General features: G+C 65.2%; 17 protein-coding genes. 14 read left to right on the top strand and 3 right to left on the bottom strand.

The features are described from left to right. Positions 1-3 precede the first annotated feature (3 nt). The 5 genes from SKP52_RS19275 to SKP52_RS19255 all read left to right on the top strand — a co-directional run bounded on the left by SKP52_RS19275 (position 4) and on the right by SKP52_RS19255 (position 5,958). The gene (locus SKP52_RS19275) at positions 4-1,008 is read left to right on the top strand and encodes a sugar kinase (RefSeq protein ID WP_039577640.1); all 1,005 of its coding nucleotides are present in this window, start codon (positions 4-6) and stop codon (positions 1,006-1,008) included. A gap of 98 nt (positions 1,009-1,106) precedes the next feature. Beyond that, positions 1,107-1,892, top strand: coding sequence for a 2-keto-4-pentenoate hydratase (locus SKP52_RS19270; protein ID WP_039577636.1), 786 nt, complete (start codon positions 1,107-1,109; stop codon positions 1,890-1,892). A 22-nt stretch (positions 1,893-1,914) separates the two neighbouring features. Then, complete coding sequence (locus SKP52_RS19265; protein ID WP_039577634.1) at positions 1,915-3,222, top strand: MFS transporter; 1,308 nt, start codon at positions 1,915-1,917, stop codon at positions 3,220-3,222. 4 nt (positions 3,223-3,226) lie between these two features. Next, positions 3,227-4,639, top strand: coding sequence for a glucuronate isomerase (uxaC, locus tag SKP52_RS19260; protein ID WP_039577631.1), 1,413 nt, complete (start codon positions 3,227-3,229; stop codon positions 4,637-4,639). Continuing rightward, positions 4,636-5,958 carry a mannitol dehydrogenase family protein gene (locus SKP52_RS19255; RefSeq protein WP_039577629.1) on the top strand — a complete coding sequence of 441 codons (1,323 nt, stop codon included), beginning with the start codon at positions 4,636-4,638 and terminating at the stop codon, positions 5,956-5,958. The genes uxaC and SKP52_RS19255 overlap by 4 nt, the downstream gene beginning before the upstream one ends. 118 nt (positions 5,959-6,076) lie before the next feature. Here SKP52_RS19255 and SKP52_RS19250 read toward each other — a convergent pair whose 3' ends face one another. Then, complete coding sequence (locus tag SKP52_RS19250) at positions 6,077-6,964, bottom strand: LysR family transcriptional regulator (RefSeq protein WP_187337304.1); 888 nt, start codon at positions 6,962-6,964, stop codon at positions 6,077-6,079. A gap of 99 nt (positions 6,965-7,063) precedes the next feature. Between SKP52_RS19250 and SKP52_RS19245 the strand changes: the two genes are divergently transcribed. The 9 genes from SKP52_RS19245 to mmsB all read left to right on the top strand — a co-directional run bounded on the left by SKP52_RS19245 (position 7,064) and on the right by mmsB (position 14,076). Continuing rightward, the gene (locus SKP52_RS19245; RefSeq protein ID WP_039577626.1) at positions 7,064-8,557 is read left to right on the top strand and encodes a CoA-acylating methylmalonate-semialdehyde dehydrogenase; all 1,494 of its coding nucleotides are present in this window, start codon (positions 7,064-7,066) and stop codon (positions 8,555-8,557) included. 70 nt (positions 8,558-8,627) lie between these two features. Next, the gene (locus tag SKP52_RS19240; protein ID WP_039581677.1) at positions 8,628-9,137 is read left to right on the top strand and encodes a hypothetical protein; all 510 of its coding nucleotides are present in this window, start codon (positions 8,628-8,630) and stop codon (positions 9,135-9,137) included. A 20-nt stretch (positions 9,138-9,157) separates the two neighbouring features. Further along, entirely contained in the window at positions 9,158-9,466 is a 309-nt protein-coding gene (locus SKP52_RS19235) for an I78 family peptidase inhibitor (protein WP_052208583.1), read from the top strand. 70 nt (positions 9,467-9,536) lie between these two features. Further along, positions 9,537-9,854, top strand: coding sequence for a RidA family protein (locus tag SKP52_RS19230; RefSeq protein WP_321164060.1), 318 nt, complete (start codon positions 9,537-9,539; stop codon positions 9,852-9,854). Positions 9,855-9,856: 2 nt separating this feature from the next. After that, positions 9,857-11,002: an acyl-CoA dehydrogenase family protein gene (locus SKP52_RS19225; protein WP_039577617.1), complete on the top strand. Its 1,146-nt coding sequence runs from the start codon at positions 9,857-9,859 to the stop codon at positions 11,000-11,002. Continuing rightward, positions 10,999-12,045, top strand: a complete 1,047-nt coding sequence (locus SKP52_RS19220; protein WP_039577612.1) for an enoyl-CoA hydratase/isomerase family protein — start codon at positions 10,999-11,001, stop codon at positions 12,043-12,045. The genes SKP52_RS19225 and SKP52_RS19220 overlap by 4 nt, the downstream gene beginning before the upstream one ends. Positions 12,046-12,164: 119 nt before the next feature. After that, positions 12,165-12,947, top strand: a complete 783-nt coding sequence (locus tag SKP52_RS19215) for an enoyl-CoA hydratase-related protein (protein ID WP_039577608.1) — start codon at positions 12,165-12,167, stop codon at positions 12,945-12,947. A gap of 41 nt (positions 12,948-12,988) precedes the next feature. Then, on the top strand, positions 12,989-13,189 hold the full coding sequence (locus SKP52_RS19210) for a hypothetical protein (RefSeq protein WP_039577606.1): 201 nt from the start codon (positions 12,989-12,991) through the stop codon (positions 13,187-13,189). 11 nt (positions 13,190-13,200) lie between these two features. After that, positions 13,201-14,076, top strand: coding sequence for a 3-hydroxyisobutyrate dehydrogenase (mmsB, locus tag SKP52_RS19205; RefSeq protein WP_039577602.1), 876 nt, complete (start codon positions 13,201-13,203; stop codon positions 14,074-14,076). A gap of 132 nt (positions 14,077-14,208) precedes the next feature. Here mmsB and SKP52_RS19200 read toward each other — a convergent pair whose 3' ends face one another. Both SKP52_RS19200 and SKP52_RS19195 read right to left on the bottom strand, forming a co-directional pair. Then, entirely contained in the window at positions 14,209-14,439 is a 231-nt protein-coding gene (locus SKP52_RS19200; protein WP_039577599.1) for a hypothetical protein, read from the bottom strand. A 144-nt stretch (positions 14,440-14,583) separates the two neighbouring features. Next, positions 14,584-16,617: a 3-hydroxyacyl-CoA dehydrogenase NAD-binding domain-containing protein gene (locus tag SKP52_RS19195; protein ID WP_039577596.1), complete on the bottom strand. Its 2,034-nt coding sequence runs from the start codon at positions 16,615-16,617 to the stop codon at positions 14,584-14,586. Positions 16,618-16,678: the final 61 nt, after the last annotated feature.

Here is a 16,678-nt window from a genome sequence, read left to right as displayed (position 1 = left end):
CCCATGACCTTAGTCTTTTTCGGCGAACTGCTGATCCGCCTCACCGCGCCGGGCAATGAGCTGCTGATGCAGTCGCCGTCGCTGTCGCTGCACGTAGGAGGCGCTGAGGCGAATGTCGCGATCGGACTCGCGCATCTCGGCCACGATTGCGCGATGGTCAGCAGGGTCCCCGACAACGCGCTGGGTCGTGGAGCTGTAGCGGCGGTGCGCGGCGCGGGCGTCGATTGCTCCGCGATCGCCAGCGGCCCGGGACGCATGGGGCTCTATTTCCTCAGCGTCGGGGCGGGGCTGCGGTCATCCGAAATCGTCTACGACCGGGCCGGATCGACCTTTGCGGCGACGGGCGCGGAGGATTATGACTGGGACGCGCTGCTGCAAGGCGCGGGCCTGCTCCACCTTTCAGGCATCACCCCCGCGCTCGGGCCGCGCTCGGCCGAGGCGGCGCTCGCCGCGGCGCGCGCGGCGAAGCGGCGCGGCGTTCCCGTCAGTTTCGACGGCAATTATCGCGCGATGCTGTGGGAGGCGTGGGACAGCGATCCGCGCGGGGTCCTTTCCGAACTCATCGGCACCGCCGACATATTGTTCGGCAACCATCGCGACCTGTCGCTCGTGCTCGGCAGGGAGTTCAGCGGCGAAGGCGAGGACCGGCGGCGCGAGGCGGCCGAGGCGGGTTTCGCCGCTTTCCCCGATCTCAAGCTGATCGCCTCGACCGCACGCCACACGCTCACCGCCGATCATCACCGCATCGCCGCGCGCGTCGATTTGCGCGGCGACGGCTATCAGACCCCCGACGTCGATGTGACGGGCATCGTCGACCGCATCGGCGCTGGCGACGCCTTTGCCGCTGGGGTGCTCCATGCGCATCTTTCGGGCGGCGACGCGAAGGCGATGGCCGAATCGGGCCTGGCGCTGACCGCGCTTAAACATTCGCTGCCGGGCGACGCGAGCCGGTTCTGCCAAGCCGATATTGACGCATTCCACAGCGGCGGGCTCGACGTCAGGCGATAAGACTGTCGTACATAAGTCCGCAGATCCTATTCGCTATTTGCTTGCCTTTGACACCGGTGTCTCTTAGGTGTTTTGACGGAAGAGGGAAAATTACAAAGATGTCGGCAAGCCCCGAACAGGAAAATATCGCCCGTGCCTTTCTGGCAGCGCGCGCGGAAAAGACACCGCTTCCTGCCTATCCTGGCGCAATGCCGCAGACGATGGCGGACGCATATGCAATTCAGGATACGGCCATCGCGCGCGACGGGCGGCGGGTCGGCGGCTGGAAGGTCGGTCGTATCGCCGCGGAATTCGTCGAGCGCTATCGTGACAATCGCCTGACCGGGCCGATCTTCAGTGACGAAATATTCGACGGCAGCGATGGGCAGGTGCCCGCGATGCCCGTCTATGCTGCGGGCTTTGCCGCGGCCGAGGCCGAGGTGCTGCTCTGCTTCGGCGAGGTCGGCGCGCGCGACTATAATTTGGCTTCGGTCCGCGATTGTATCGCCGACGTGCGCACCGGGATCGAGATTGCGAGTTCGCCCTTCGCCCAGATCAACCGCCACGGCCCCGCGGTCACCGCATCCGATTATGGCAACAACAAGGGGCTGATCCTCGGTCCGTCGATCCCCGACTGGCGCGACGCCGACCTGATCGCGATGCCGGTAGAAATGGCGATCGACGGCCAGGCCGTCGGCGCTGCGACGATGGGCACCATGCTCGACGGTCCCTTCGGATCGGCGCTGTTCCTGATCCGCACGCTGCGCGCGCGCGGCATCGCGATCGCGCCCGGCACCTGGGTGTCGGCAGGGGCGATCACCGGAATTCACGAAATCAGACCGGGCCAGCGCGCCGACGCAGTCTTCGACGGAAAAATCCGCGTCAGCTGCTCCATCACAGGCTAATAGGCCAAAACGGGAGAGAAAAATGGCACAGTCATTCGCGGACGGAGGTGCGGCGTCGCCGGTGCCGAAGTCGGGCCGCTACCGCTGGCTGATCGTTGCGGTGCTGTTCGCCGCGACCACGGTCAATTATATCGACCGCACCATGCTCGGCCTGCTCGCCCCGACGCTCGGCAGCGAGCTTGGGTGGAGCGAGAATGACTATGGCAACATCGTCACCGCCTTCCAGGCCGCCTATGCGATGGGTTTCCTTCTCATGGGCTGGCTGATCGACCGTTTCGGGCCCAAAATCGGCTATGGGATCGCCATCGCGATCTGGACCGTCGGCCATGTCGCGCACGGTTTCGCCTCGTCGGTCATCTCCTTCATGCTCGCGCGCGTCATCCTCGGCGTCGGCGAGGCGGGGCATTTCCCCTCGGTCGTCCGCGCGTCGAGCGAGTGGTTCCCGCAAAAGGAACGCTCCTACGCGATCGGCTGGGTCAACAGCGCGACGACGATAGGCGTCATCCTGACCGCGCCGACGGTCGCCTTGTGCATGCGCGTGCTCGGTTTCGACTGGCGCGAAACCTTCATCTACACCGGCGCTTTCGGCGTCCTGCTGCTGATCCTATGGCTCTGGCTCTACAGCAACCCGCGCGAAAGCGGGAAGGTCAGCGAGGCCGAACTTGCGTGGATCGAACATGACCCGCCCGAAAAAATCGAACGCCTTGGCTGGGGCAAGATCGTCACCAAGCGCGAGGCCTGGGCCTTTGCGATGGCGAAATTCCTGACCGACCCGGTGTGGTTCCTGATGCTCTTCTGGCTGCCCAAATATTTCAGCACCACCTATAATGTCGATCTGAAGATCGTCCTGCTGCCGATGATCATCATGTATCTGCTCTCCGACGTCGGCAGCATTCTCGGCGGCTGGGTGTCGTCGAAGCTGATCCAGTCGGGCCACAGCGTCAATTTCGCGCGCAAGGTCACGATGATCGGCGCGGGCCTCTGCGTGCTGCCGCTGCTGTTCGTCACCGGGCTCGCGAATATGTGGCTCGCGGTCGTGCTGATCGGCATCGCGCTCGCCGGGCACCAAGCCTTTTCGTCGACGATCCTGTCGATCCCGCCGGACATGTTCCCCAAACGCGCGGTCGGCTCGGTGATCGGGCTTGGCGGCTTCATGGGCGGTATCGGCGGCATGATCATGGCGAAATCGACCGGGCTGGTGCTCGATGCGACGGGGGGCAATTACACGATCATCTTCGCCGCCTGCACGACCGTCTATTTCCTCGCCGTGCTCGCGGTCCATATCTTGAGCCCGCGCCTCGCGCCGGTGACCGTCGAAAGCAAAGCCTGATCCCATGCCGCGTCCGTTGCATCTCTCCCCCGACCGCCTCTTTCCGTCCGATCCGGCGCAGCGGGACATCGCGCGTCGGCTCTATAAGGAGGTCGCCGGCCTGCCGATCGTCAGCCCGCACGGGCACACCGATCCGGCATGGTTCGCGGGCAATGCGCCGTTCGGCAATGCGGCGGAGCTGCTGCTCCATCCCGATCATTATGTGTTCCGGATGCTCTATTCGCAGGGAATAGCCCTCGACGCGCTAGGCATCCGCAACCCCGATGCCGACCCGCGTGAAAGCTGGCGGCTGTTCGCGGAAAATTATCATCTCTTCCGCGGCACGCCGAGCCGCATGTGGATGGACTGGGTGTTCGCCGAGGCCTTCGGCTTCGACGTGCAATTTTCGGCCGAGACGTCGGATCTCTATTACGACCGCATCACCGAAGCGCTCGCGACCGACGCCTTCCGCCCGCGCGCGCTGTTCGACCGTTTCGGGATCGAGGTGATCGCGACGACCGAAAGCCCGCTCGACACGCTCGCCCATCACGCCGCGATCCGCGCCGCCAACGCCAGCGGCGAATGGGGCGGGCGCGTCATCACCGCCTATCGCCCCGACCCGGTCGTCGATCCCGAATTTGAGGGCTTCCGCGACAATCTCGCGCGTTTCTCCGAGTTGTCGGGCGAGGATGCCTTCAGCTACGCGGGCTACCTCGCCGCGCACCGGGGCCGCCGCGCCTTCTTCGCCGACATGGGCGCGACCTCGACCGACCATGGCCATCCGACCGCGGCGACCGCCGATCTGTCCGATGTCGAGGCCGAAGCCTTGTTCGCGCGCGTCACCGGCGCAAATGTCAGCGCCGCCGATGCCGAGCTGTTCCGCGCGCATATGCTGACGGTGATGGCGGGGATGAGCCTCGACGACGGCCTCGTCATGCAGATCCACCCCGGCGCGTTCCGCAATCATAATCCATGGCTGTTCGCCAACTATGGCCGCGACAAGGGCGCCGACATCCCGATGGCGACCGACTATGTCCACGCGCTGCGCCCGCTGCTCGGACGCTATGGCAACGAAGCCGGGCTGACGATCATCCTCTTCACCCTCGACGAGACGAGCTATGCGAGGGAACTGGCGCCGCTCGCGGGCCATTATCCGGCGCTGAAGCTCGGACCCGCCTGGTGGTTCCACGACAGCCCCGAAGGGATGCGGCGCTTCAGGAACCAGATGACCGAGACAGCGGGCTTCTACAACGGCGTCGGGTTCAACGACGACACGCGCGCCTTCCTGTCGATCCCCGCGCGCCACGACGTCGCGCGGCGCATCGACTGCGGCTTTCTGGCGCAGCTCGTGGCCGAACACCGGATGGAAGAATGGGAAGCCGCCGAACTCGCAGCTGACCTCAGCTATAATCTCGCCAAGGCCGCGTACAAGCTGTGAGGCTGACCGCGCAAACGCCGCTGCCGCCATCGGTGCGGGCGCCGGGTTATGACCGTTCCGCCCAAACCGCCGGCATCGTCCATATCGGCATCGGCGCGTTCCACCGCGCGCATCAGGCGGTCTACACCGACGATGCGATGGCCGCGGGCGACGCGGGTTGGGGCATCATCGGCGTGTCGCTGCGCTCGGGCGACGTCGCGGCGCAGCTGAACCCGCAGGACGGGCTCTACACCGTCGCGACGCGCAGCGCGACGGGCAGCGAATTGCGGATGATCGGCGTCGTGCAACGGGTGCTGGTCGCGTCGGAAAATCCGCAGGCCGTCATCGACGCCATCGCCGCACCGACGACGCATATCGTCAGCTTTACTGTGACCGAGAAGGGCTATCTGCGCCGCGCCGACGGATCGCTCGATCTTGACGCGGCGCGCGGGCCGGCGAGCCTCTATCGTTTCGTCGCTGCCGGCCTCGCCGCGCGCAAGGCGGGGGGGCGCGGCGGCGTCACGCTACTCAGCTGCGACAATCTGGCGGGCAATGGCGGCGTGTTGCGCCGGCTGATGCGCGAATATCTTGCGGCCTGTCATCCCGATTTACCGGCATGGTTCGACAGCGAATGCCGCTGCCCCGCAACGATGATCGATCGCATCGTCCCCGGGACGACCGACGCCGCCCGCGCCGCCGTCGAAGCGGTGTTCGGCGCGCGCGACGAAGGGACTGTCGCCACCGAAAGCTTCAGCCAATGGGTGATCGAGGATGATTTCGCCGGTCCCCGCCCGCGCTGGGAAGATGTCGGCGCCGAGCTGGTCGCTGACGTCGCGCCCTATGAAACCGCCAAGCTGCGCATGCTCAACGGCGCGCATTCGGCGCTCGCCTATATCGGGCTCGGCCAGGGACATGAATTCGTCCATCAGGCGATTGCCGACCCCGAAATCCGCCTGCTCATCGAACGATTGATGCTGGGCGAGGCCGCGCCGACAATCGCCGCCCTGCCCGGCCAGGATTTGACCGCCTATGCGGGCGCCCTGCTCGACCGCTTCGCCAATCCGGCGCTGCATCACCGGCTGATCCAGATCGCGATGGACGGCAGCCAGAAGATCCCGCAGCGCTGGCTCGAAACGCTCGCGTGGCACCAGGCACGCGGGCAGCGGTGCCCCTCGCTGGAGGCGGCAATCGCGGCGTGGATCGCTTTCCTGCGAAGCGATCACCCGATCGACGATCCGCTGGCGGACAGGTTGCGCGACGCGGCGGCGGGTCCGGATGCGATGGAGCGGCTGTTTGGCGAAGGCGGGTTGATCGCCTCGGAATGGCGGCCGGGAACATAGATATACAGGGCCCCGGCGAAGGCAGGGGCCCATCTCCCGCCGGTTCAAGGTTGCGCGTGCAGGAGATGGGTCCCCGCCTTCGCGGGGAACACGGCACATATGAAAAGCGATTTGGGCGCTAGTCCGGAACCAGCAGCCCCCGGCTTTCCCTTACCTCAGCATCGAGCCAGTCGATAAACGCCCTTATGCGCGGTTGCGGTGCGACGTCGCGGTGAAGCGCCAACCAAAAGGCGCGCGCCACCGTCTGTTCACCCCGCACGCGCACCAGCGCCGGATCGCCGTTCGCGAGGAAGCACGGCAGCACGCCGACCCCCGCGCCCCCCGCGATCATCCGGCGCTGCGCGAGGATCGAGGAGGAACGGACCGTCGCGCGCAATCCTGGCTCGATCTCGCCCAGATAATCGAGTTCGGGGGCGTAAAGAATGTCGGGCATATATCCGATCACCGGAATGCCCGCGCGCGACAGCGGCGCGGCGCTCACCGCCTCCTGCCAGTCGGGGCGGCCCGTGGGCGCATATAGGCCGAGGCTGTAGTCCGACAGCTTGCGCGTGATCAGCGGGCCCTTGCGCGGGCGCGCGAGCAGCACCGCCATATCGGCTTCACGCCGCGACGGGTTGAGAAAGCCTGACGACGCGACAAGGTCGATTTCGAGTTCGGGATGCGCCGCGACGAAGCCGCCCAGCCGCGGCGCGATGAAGCTGTTGCCAAATCCTTCGGACACGCTCACCCGCAATTGCCCCGACAGCGCGGATCCGCCCTCACGCGCCGAATGAATACGCGCCGCCGCCGCCGCCATCGCTTCGGCGTGCGGGACGAGCGCCCGGCCCGCGGCGGTGAGAATGAATCCCGTCGGCGCGCGTTCGAACAAGGTCTGCTGGAGCGCGGCTTCGAGTGCGCTCACGCGGCGGCTGACCGTCGTCGCATCGACATGCAGCGCCGCGGCGGCGCGCGCGAGCGTGCCATGACGTGCGACCATCAGGAAATATTGCAGCTTGTCCCAATCCACAGGCTGCAAATATGCAGGATCACGCTGCAAGTCTATCCCTTGCAATCGCGTCCCGATTGGTCTGTTGCAGCGGCAACATCTTTTGGGAGACTCACAGCCATGCGACAGATCGACCATCACATTGCGGGCGGCGCCGGCGGTTCCGCCCGGTTCGGCGACGTTCTCGACCCCAATAATGGCGGCGTGCAGGCACAAGTCGCGCTTGGCGACCGCGCCATCCTCGACCGCGCGGTGGCCGCCGCCAAGGCCGCGCAGCCCGCCTGGGCCGCGACCAACCCGCAGCGCCGCGCGCGCGTGATGTTCGAGTTCAAGCGCCTCGTCGAAGCCAATATGAACCAGCTCGCGGAAATGCTCTCGGCCGAGCATGGTAAAGTGATCGCTGATTCAAAGGGCGACATCCAGCGCGGGCTGGAGGTGATCGAATTCTGCTGCGGCATCCCGCACGTGCTGAAGGGCGAATATACACAAGGCGCCGGCCCCGGCATCGACGTCTATTCGATGCGCCAGCCGATAGGCATCGGCGCGGGGATCACGCCGTTCAACTTCCCCGCGATGATCCCGCTGTGGATGGGCGGCGTCGCGACCGCGACGGGCAACGCCTTCATCCTGAAGCCCAGCGAGCGCGACCCCTCGGTGCCGGTGCGCCTGTCCGAACTCTTCCTCGAAGCCGGAATGCCCGAAGGCATCTTCCAGACCGTCCACGGCGACAAGGAAATGGTCGACGCGATCCTCGACCATCCCGACATCGGCGCGGTCAGCTTCGTCGGCTCGTCGGACATCGCGCATTATGTCTACAACCGCGGCGTCGCGAACGGAAAGCGCGTGCAGGCGATGGGCGGCGCGAAGAATCACGGCATCGTCATGCCCGACGCCGATCTCGACCAGGTGGTGAACGACCTCACCGGCGCCGCCTTCGGGTCGGCAGGTGAACGTTGCATGGCGCTGCCCGTCGTCGTTCCCGTCGGCGAGGACACCGCCAACCGCCTGCGCGAAAAACTGATCCCGGCGATCGAGGCGCTGCGCGTCGGCGTGTCGACCGATGCCGAGGCGCATTACGGCCCCGTCGTGACACAGGCGCACAAGGAAAAGGTCGAAGGCTGGATCCAGAAATGCGCCGACGAAGGAGCCGAACTGGTGGTCGACGGCCGCGGCTTTACGCTGCAGGGCCATGAAAAGGGCTTTTTCGTCGGCCCGACGCTGTTCGACCATGTCACCCCCGACATGGAAAGCTACAAGGAAGAGATTTTCGGCCCCGTGCTCCAGATCGTTCGCGCAGCGGATTTCGAGGCCGCGCTCGAACTGCCCAGCAAGCATCAATATGGCAATGGCGTCGCGATCTTCACGCGCAACGGCCACGCCGCGCGCGAATTCGCCGCGCGTGTGCAGGTCGGCATGGTCGGAATCAACGTGCCGATCCCGGTGCCCGTCGCCTATCACAGCTTCGGCGGCTGGAAACGCTCGGCATTCGGCGACACCAACCAGCACGGCATGGAAGGCGTGAAATTCTGGACCAAGGTCAAGACGATCACCCAGCGCTGGCCCGACGGTTCGCCCGACGGAGGCAACGCCTTCGTCATCCCGACGATGGGTTAATGGGCTCGCCGGGCGCATCGGTGAAACCTCTGCGCCCGGTCGAACATTTCTCCCGCGAAGGAGAATGACGATGATGCGATGGACGATACCTGCGGCGTTGTTGCTGCTGGCCGCATGCAGCGGCGGTCAGGACGACGAATCGAGCCCCGAAGCCAGCTCGAATGTCGGCCCGCTCCAAAAGGCCGAGCGTCCGGCGCCCGCCGAAATGTCTCCGGCGGACACGGAAACCGAAGCGCCCACAAAGGCCGACGACACCATCGACGTAAGGACGATTCCGGCTGCGATCCGTGGCCGATGGGCGCTCGACGCGACCGATTGCCCAAAGCGTCCTGGCACCGATCTGACCGTGCTGACGATCGACGGGGCGAACCTGCGCTTCCACGAATCGCACGGCGAATTGGCGCGGGTGCGCGAAAGCGGTGCCGGCCGAATCGTCGCCGATTACCGATTCAGCGGCGAGGGCGAGGAATGGGATCGCCGAATGCGGCTCGACCTCGCCGATGGCGGCAAAACGCTGATCCGCCGCGACGAGGGCGAGGGTGCCGCCGCCGGTCCGATGCGCTATACGCGCTGCGTTTGATGGTTTTGAAAGGGAGACTCATGATGGACATTCGCCTGCTCGCAATTGCCGCCGCCTTGCCGCTCGCCGCTTGCACACAGGAACGGCCGCCCGTCGATTCGACCCCGCCGCCACCCGAAGCCGAAATGACGTGCAAGGCGGACGCCGCGCAGTCCTTTGTCGGCCAGACCGCGACGCCCGACCTCGGCGGTGCCCTCCTGAAAGTTGCGGGCGCGCGCACCTTGCGCTGGGGGCCGCCACGCTCGGCGATGACGATGGATTATCGCGTCGACCGCGTGAACGTCATGTACGACGATGCCTACAAGATCACGCAGGTCACTTGTGGCTGATCCGGCCCGTCGCAATCATAGCTCGGCTTCCCCCTTTGAACCGGTCTACGGCTACAGCCGCGCGGTTCGGGTGGGCAGCCGCATCGACGTCGCGGGCTGCGCGCCGATCGAACCCGATGGCTCCTCGACCCCGGGCGACGCCGGGGCACAGGCGGCGCGTTGCATCGCGATTATCGGCGAGGCGCTCGAAGCGCTCGGCGGCAGCTTTGCTGATGTCGTCCGCACGCGCATGTATATCACCGATGCCGCCGACGCCGACCTCGTTGGCCGGGCGCACGGATCGGCATTCAAAAATGTCCGTCCGGCATCGACGATGCTGGTTGTGCCCGCGCTGATCCGGCCCGAATGGAAAGTCGAAATCGAAGCCGAAGCCATCATCGAGAAATGACCATGACCGACCAGTTCCAGCTTACCGACGACCAGCTCGCCATCCAGGATATGGCGCGCAAATTCACCGCCGATCGCATCACGCCCTTTGCAGCCGAATGGGACGAGAAACATTATTATCCCGTCGATGTGTGGAAGGCCGCGGGCGAGCTTGGCTTCGGCGCGATTTACGTCGCCGAGGAATCGGGTGGCATCGGGCTTGGCCGCTTGGAGGCGGCGCTGATCATGGAGGCGATGGCCTATGGCTGCCCCGCGACCAGCGCCTATGTCTCGATCCACAATATGGCGACGTGGATGATCGACCGCTTTGGCGGCCCCGAGATCAAGGCGCGCTTCCTGCCCGACCTCGTCAGCATGGGGAAGATCGCCAGCTATTGCCTGACCGAGCCGGGTTCGGGGTCCGACGCCGCCGCGCTTAAGACGACGGCGAAGAAGGACGGCGACCATTATGTGCTGAACGGCACCAAACAGTTCATCTCGGGCGCGGGCGTCAACGACATCTATGTCTGCATGGTCCGCACCAGCGAGGAAAAATCGAAAGGCATCAGCTGTCTCGTCGTTGAAAAGGACACGCCGGGCCTCAGCTTCGGCGCACCCGAGAAAAAGCTGGGCTGGAATGCCTCGCCGACCGCGCAGGTGATCTTCGAGGACTGCCGCGTGCCGGTCGAGAACTGCGTCGGGGCCGAGGGTGACGGCTTCCGCTTCGCGATGGCGGGACTTGACGGCGGCCGTCTCAATATTGGCGCGTGCTCCTTGGGTGGCGCGCAGCGCTGCCTCGACGAAGCGGTCGCCTACACCAAGGACCGCCAGCAGTTTGGCCAGCCGATCGCCGATTTCCAGAACACCCAGTTCATGCTCGCCGACATGGCGACCGACCTCGAAGCCGCGCGCGCCTTGCTCTATATGGCGGCGGCAAAGGTCACCGCGAACGCGCCCGACAAGTCGCGCTTCTCCGCGATGGCAAAGCGGCTCGCGACCGACAGCGGGAGCAAGGTCGTCAACGATGCGCTCCAGCTGTTCGGCGGCTATGGCTATCTGAAAGACTATCCGATCGAGCGTTTCTGGCGCGACCTGCGGGTCCATTCGATCCTCGAAGGCACCAACCAGGTGATGCGGATGATCGTTGGAAGGGATTTGCTGCGCCAATGACCGACGATGTCCTGATCTCGGCCGACGTCCGCGTCGGCCGTATCTCGCTCAACCGCCCCAAGGCGATCCACGCGCTCAACCTGCCGATGTGCGAAGCGATGATCGACGCGCTGCTGAAGTGGCAGGGCGACGATCGCGTCGAGGCGGTGATCATCGACCATAGCGAAGGCCGCGGCTTCTGCGCTGGCGGCGACATCCGCATGCTCGCGGATAGCGGCGCGAAGGACGGCACCGAAGCGCGCTTATTCTTCCACACCGAATATCGCCTCAACCATCTGCTCTTCACTTACCCCAAGCCCGTCGTCGCCTTCATGGACGGCATCACGATGGGCGGCGGGGTCGGCATTTCGCAGCCGTCGAAATATCGCGTCGCGACCGAACATACGCGCTTCGCGATGCCCGAAACGGGGATCGGCCTGTTCCCCGACGTCGGCGGCGGCTGGTATCTCCCGCGCCTCGAAGGCCGCGTCGGCGCCTATCTCGCGCTGACCGGCGCGCGGCTCGACGGCGCGGAATGTTTGGCGCTCGGCCTAGCGACGCACTATCTTCCATCGGAAAAGCTCGCCGAAGCCAAAGAGCGCATCGCGGTCGACCCGGGACGCATCGGCGGCATATTGGGCGAATTGTCGGTCACCGCGCCGCCGGCCGGAATCACCCAGCATCTCGAACGGATCAACCGCCTGTTCGCGAGCGATACTTTTGAGGAGATTCTCGCCGCGCTCGAAGCCGACGGCGGCGAATGGGCCGCAAAGGAACTCGCGACGCTGCGCACCAAATCTCCGCAGACGTGCAAGGTCGCGCTGCGCCAGCTGAAGGAAGGCCGCGAGATGCACGACTTCGCGGAGCAGATGCGCCAGGAATATGCGATCGGCAGCCGCGTCGTCCAGATGCATGATTTCCTCGAAGGCGTCCGCGCGCTGATCATCGACAAGGACAACAGCCCGAAATGGGACCCGCCGACACCCGAAGCGGTCACCGACGACTGGATCGACGCGATCTTCGTGCCTTTGCCCGATAATGAGAAATGGACCCCGCTCACTTAACTTCGTCACCCCGGACTTGATCCGCGGGCCATTCGGGCTTCGCTGGAATGGATGCCGGATCAAGCCTGTCCTGAGCAGGTCGAAGGGGCCGGCATGACGAATGATTGGAGAATCTGAGAATGACCTACGAAACCCTCCTCGTCGAAACGCGCGGCGCCGTCACCTTGGTGACGCTCAATCGCCCGCAGGCGCTGAACGCGCTGAACTCGTGCGTCCTCGACGACCTGATCGCGGCCTTTGCGGCGTTCGAGGTCGACGCCAGCCAGCGCTGCGCCATCCTCACCGGATCGGGCGACAAGGCGTTCGCCGCCGGCGCCGACATCAAGGAAATGGCCGACAAGCCGGCGGCCGATTTCTACCTCGAGGATTTCTTTTCGAAATGGACGAGCGATTTTGTGAAGAAGGTCCGCAAGCCGTGGATCGCCGCGGTGAACGGCTTCGCGCTCGGCGGTGGCTGCGAGCTGGCGATGATGGCCGATTTCATCATCGCGTCGGACAAGGCGAAATTCGGCCAGCCCGAAATCAAGCTCGGCGTCGCCCCCGGCATGGGTGGGTCGCAGCGGCTGACGCGCGCGGTCGGCAAGGCCAAGGCGATGGAAATGTGCCTCACCGGCCGGATGATGGACGCCGAAGAGGCCGAGCGTTCGGGACTCGTCGCGCGCGTCGTCCAACATGAAAATCTGGTCGACGAAGCGGTGAAGACCGCGACGGTGATCGCAGCGATGCCGCCGATGGCCGCGATGGTGAACAAGGATATGGTCAACGCCGCGTATGAGACGACGCTCGACCAGGGGCTGATCTACGAACGCCGCCTGTTCCAGATCCTCGCCGCGACCGAGGACAAGGCCGAAGGCATGGCCGCCTTCATCGAAAAGCGCGAGGGCGTGTGGAAGGGGCGATAATCCTCAAAGGCGTTGGGTTGCTATTCGTCGGGCTGCTATTCATGTGGCTCGGCATTTCCGGTTGGAAGCATCGCCGGGAAGAACGCATAAACATTGTCGAAGCAGCGATTCTGAAGCTGGGCGACGCCGATCCACTGCCGCGCAACCGCTGGGATCGTGGCATGGCCTACGCACAACCGGTCCTGATGCTGATATTCGGACCTGTCATGATCTTTCTTGGTCTTGTGATCTTATTCGTCTGATTGGAGTGAACATGAAAATCGCCTTTATCGGGCTCGGCAATATGGGCGGCGGCATGGCCGCCAACCTCGCGAAAGCAGGCCATGAAGTCCGCGCCTTCGACCTCAGCGAAGAGGCACTTGCGCGCGCGGCCGAAGCCGGTTGTTCGCGCGCTGCGTCGGCGGCTGAAGCGGTCACCGGCGCCGAAGCCGTCGTGACGATGCTTCCCGCGGGCAAGCATGTCGCGTCGGTCTATGAAAGCGATGTGTTCCCGAACGCCGCGCCGGGCACCTTGCTCCTCGATTGCTCGACGATCGACGTCGCGACCGCGCGCGCGAATATCGAGGCCGCGACCGCCAAGGGCCTCGTCGCGGTCGACGCGCCCGTCTCGGGCGGCATCGCCGCCGCCAACGCCGGCACGCTGACCTTCATGGTCGGCGGCACCGACGAAGGCTTCGCACGCGCCGAACCGATCCTTGGCCTTATGGGTAAGGCGGTGATCCACGCCGGCGACGCCGGCGCGGGGCAGGCAGCGAAGATCTGCAACAACATGCTCCTCGGCGCCTCGATGGTCGCGACGTGCGAGACGCTCGCGCTGGCGCAGAAATTGGGGCTTGATCCGCAGAAATTCTTTGACATCGCCAGCGTGTCGTCGGGGCAGTGCTGGTCGCTGACGAGCTATGCGCCGCTGCCCGGCGTCGGCCCGACGACGCCCGCCGACAATGATTACAAGGGCGGGTTCGCTGCGGCTTTGATGCTCAAGGACCTGCGGCTCGCGATGGAAGCGGCGGCGAGCGTCGATGCCGACGTCCCGATGGGGTCGAAAGCGCGCGAACTCTACGAAGCCTTTGTCGAAGCCGACACGGACGGCCGCGACTTTTCGGCGATCATCAAGACGTTGCAGGGCTAACCACTCCCATCTTCGTCATCCCGGACTTGATCCGGGATCCACTAGCGGCGAAGTCATGGACCCCGGATCAAGTCCGGGATGACGATGATATGGAGATTATCCTGTGGTCGGGTTCGGATCGAGCCGACGGGTTCAGTAAAAATCCGCCGTCTCGCCGCCGTCGCGGCGCTCGCCCCGATGCACCTGCGTCTTGCGATCGCCCGTCCGCACCTCGATCCGTCCATCGACGCGCCGCACCTCGGCGGGCGCCAATATCCGCGCGCGCGCGACGGCGACCGCGGTCGCTTGCGGCGTCGCCACGGGGGCGGCGGCCGGCGCGCTGCCGGCGAGCAACAGGACGGCAAGGGCGGACATGGCGTTCATGCTCTGTCCTAACGGCATGTCTTGCCAGCGCTTTAACCCTGAATCGCAAGTTGTTGCTCATGCCCCCCGCGCCCGCGGGGCAAAAGAAAGGCCGCCTGCCCCGCAGCGGGACAGACGACCTGATCTTTGTAAGCGGCGAAGGGCCTAGAAGCCCGTCTTCGCTTCCGCCTTTTCTCTCAGCAGCGGCGCGATCTTGAACCCGTGCTTTTCCAGCGCCGCGACGATCTTGTCGGTGCCTTCCAGCCCCGCCCAGAACATCGGGCCGCCGCGATAGACCGGCCAGCCATAGCCATAGATCCACACGACATCGATGTCGCTGGCCCGCTGCGCCTTGCCTTCGGACAGGATCAGCGCGCCTTCATTGACCATCGGATACAGCGTGCGCTCGATAATCTCCTGATCGGTGATCTCGCGCTTTTCGACGCCTTCCTTCGCCCGGAACTCCTCGATGAGTTCGGCAACGCGCGGGCTTTCCGACGGCTGGCGCTTCTCGTCATAATCGTAAAAGCCCGCCTGCTTCTTCTGGCCCCAGCGGCCTTCGGCGGCGAGCGCGTCGCGGATGCTTTCGATACGGTTCGGGTCGCGGTGCCAGCCGATATCGACACCCGCAAGGTCGCTCATCTGGAACGGCCCCATCGGCATGCCGAATTCGACATGCACCTTGTCGACCTGCGCCGGGGTAGCGCCTTCGAGCAGCAGCTTCATCGCCTCGACCTGGCGCGGCTTCAGCATCCGGTTGCCGATGAAGCCATCGCAAACGCCCGCGACCACGGCGACCTTGCCGATCTTCTTGCCGATCGCCATCGCCGTCGCCAGCGCGTCGGGCGCGGTCTTCTTACCGCGCACGACCTCGAGCAGCTTCATCACATTGGCGGGCGAGAAGAAATGCATGCCCAGCACGTCGCCGGGGCGGCTCGTCGCGGTCGCGATTTCGTCGATGTCGAGGTAGGAGGTGTTCGACGCGAGGATCGCGCCGGGCTTGGCAATTTTGTCGAGCTTGCCGAAGATGTCCTTCTTGACGTCCATATTCTCATAGACCGCCTCGATGATGAGGTCGCAGTCGGCCAGCGCGTCCAGCTCGAGCGACGGAGTGACGAGCCCCATCATCTGATCGACCTGTTCGAGCTTGAACCGGCCCTTGGCGGCCGAGGCATCGTAATTCTTGCGCACGACGCGGAGCCCGCGGTCCAGCGCGTCCTGCTGCATTTCGACGATCGTGCAGGGGATGCCCTTTTGCAGGAAGTTCATCATGATCCCGCCGCCCATCGTGCCGGCGCCGATGATGCCGACTTTCTTGATATCGCGCAGCTGCGTGTCCTTGGGCAGGCCGTCGATCTTCGCCGCCTGGCGCTCGGCGAAAAAGATGTGGCGCTGCGCCGCCGACTGGCTGCCGAACATCAGCTTCATGAACTGCTCGCGCTCGAACGCCAGCCCTTCCTCGAACGGCAGCCTCGTCGCCGCTTCGACGCAGGCGAGGTTAGCATAGGGTGCCTCGAAACCGCGCCAGCGCTTGGCGTTCTTCGCCTTCAGCTCCTCGATGACGGCAATATCGCCGAACACCGGGCGTTCGCGCGTCGGGCGCGGGCCGTCGGCGATCTTCGCGCGCGCAAAGGCGATGGCATCGGCGGCCAGGCTGTCTTCGCCCGCGAGTTCGTCGACGAGGCCCATTTCCTTCGCCTTCGGTGCCGGAACGGGATCGCCGGTCGAGGTCATCGTCGCCGCGGCTTCGACGCCGACGACGCGCGGCAACCGCTGCGTGCCGCCCGCGCCGGGCAGCAGGCCGAGCTTGACCTCGGGCACGCCGAGCTTCGCCGACGGCACCGCGATCCGGTAATGACAGACGAGCGCAGTTTCGAGACCACCGCCGAGCGCGGTGCCGTGGATCGCCGCGACGACGGGCTTCGACGCCGCTTCGATGCTGTTGAGCACCGCGTTGAAATCGGGACCACGCGGCGGCTTGCCGAATTCGCTGATGTCGGCGCCCGCGATGAAGGTCGCCCCGGCGCAGCGCAGCACGATCGCCTTGACGCTGTCGTCGGCGAGCGCGGCGGTGAAATGATCCTCCAGCCCCTGCCGGACGTGCCAGCTCAGCGCGTTGACCGGCGGGTTGCTCACGATGATGACGGCGATCTCGCCATCCTTTTCCATCGTGACGCTAACGGGGGTGTCTTCGGACATGGGGGAACTCCTTCAATCAAAAACCCGTTTGCATCGAGCGAAGTCGAGATGCCCATCGTTG

The sequence above is a fragment of the Sphingopyxis fribergensis genome (assembly GCF_000803645.1).
Taxonomy (GTDB): domain Bacteria; phylum Pseudomonadota; class Alphaproteobacteria; order Sphingomonadales; family Sphingomonadaceae; genus Sphingopyxis; species Sphingopyxis fribergensis.
This window is presented reverse-complemented; position numbering and strand designations above follow the sequence as displayed.